The 1,370-nt window shown below is 62.1% G+C and carries 1 protein-coding gene; it reads left to right on the top strand.

The genetic code is table 11. From position 1 onward, the window contains the following. Positions 1-1,370, top strand: a 1,370-nt coding sequence (locus F2P67_RS27465; RefSeq protein WP_166226376.1) for a type VI secretion system Vgr family protein, incomplete at both ends; no start/stop codon positions are given.

The following is a 1,370-nucleotide window of genomic DNA, read 5'->3' as shown; positions in this document are numbered from 1 at the left end:
GTCAGCGCCCGCCCCGATCTGAAACTTGAAGAGCTGCTGCACAAGCCCGGTGTCCTGACCTTCGGCGCCACGGGCGAAGGCAAGATTCATGGCCTGGTGTATCGCATCGAACAAGGCGATTCCGGCAAGACCCTGACCCGTTACAGCATCAGCCTGGTGCCGCAACTGGCGTACCTGCGGCACAACCACGATCAGCAGATTTTCCAGCAGCTGAGCGTGCCGAAGATTATCGGCCAGGTGCTCGAAGCGCGGGGCATTCTGGCCGACGCCTACAGCTTCCAGCTCGGCGCCGAGTACCCGCAACGCGATTACTGCGTGCAGTACGACGAGTCCGACCTGCATTTCATCCAGCGCCTGTGCGAAGAGGAAGGCATCCACTTCCACTTCCAGCACAGCAGCAGCGGCCACAAACTGGTGTTCGGTGACGACCAGACGGTGTTCCGAAAACTCAAAGCCGTGAGCTACCAGCAAGACTCCGGCATGGCCGCCGACAAACCGGTGATCAAGCGCTTCAACCTGCGTCTGGAAACCCGCACCACCCGCGTCAGCCGTCGCGATTACGACTTCGAAAAACCGCAGATCCTGCCGGAAGGCACGGCCAAGTCGGCTTTTGCCCCGGACCTCGAAGACTATGATTACCCCGGCCGCTTCACCACTCGCGAGCGCGGCAAACTGCTGTCCGCCCGCGCGCTCGAACGCCACCGCAGCGATTACAAACTCGCCGAAGGCAAAGGTGACGAACCGACCCTCACCAGCGGCCATTTCCTCACCCTCGCCGAGCACCCGCGCGCCGAGTGGAACGACCTCTGGCTGCTGCTGGAAGTCTTCCACGAAGGCAAACAGCCGCAAGTGCTCGGCGAAAACGTCACCAGCGACGTCACCGACAACAAAAGCGATTTCCACCAGGGATACCGCAACAGCTTCCTCGCCACCCCGTGGGACGCACACTACCGCCCTGCCCTCGAACACCCGAAACCGAAAGTCCTCGGCAGCCAGACCGCCATCGTCACCGGCCCCGCCGGCGAAGAAATTCACTGCGACGAATACGGCCGCATCAAGGTGCAGTTCCACTGGGACCGCGAAGGCCAGGCCAACGACAAAACCACCTGCTGGATGCGCGTCGCCAGTGGCTGGGCCGGTGCGGCTTACGGCGGCATCGCCATCCCGCGGATCGGCATGGAAGTCCTCGTCACCTTCCTCGAAGGCGACCCCGATCAGCCGCTGGTCACCGGTTGCCTGTACCACAAGGAAAACGTCGTCCCCTACGACCTGCCGGCAAACAAGACCCGCAGCACCTTCAAAACCCTCAGTTCACCGGGCGGCAAGGGCTACAACGAGTTTCGCATCGAAGACAAGAAAGGCGTCGAGCA

The organism is Pseudomonas atagonensis, from assembly GCF_011369485.1.
Classification (GTDB): domain Bacteria; phylum Pseudomonadota; class Gammaproteobacteria; order Pseudomonadales; family Pseudomonadaceae; genus Aquipseudomonas; species Aquipseudomonas atagonensis.
The sequence above is the reverse complement of the archived record's forward strand: the minus strand, read 5'-3'. Positions and strand labels throughout refer to the sequence as shown.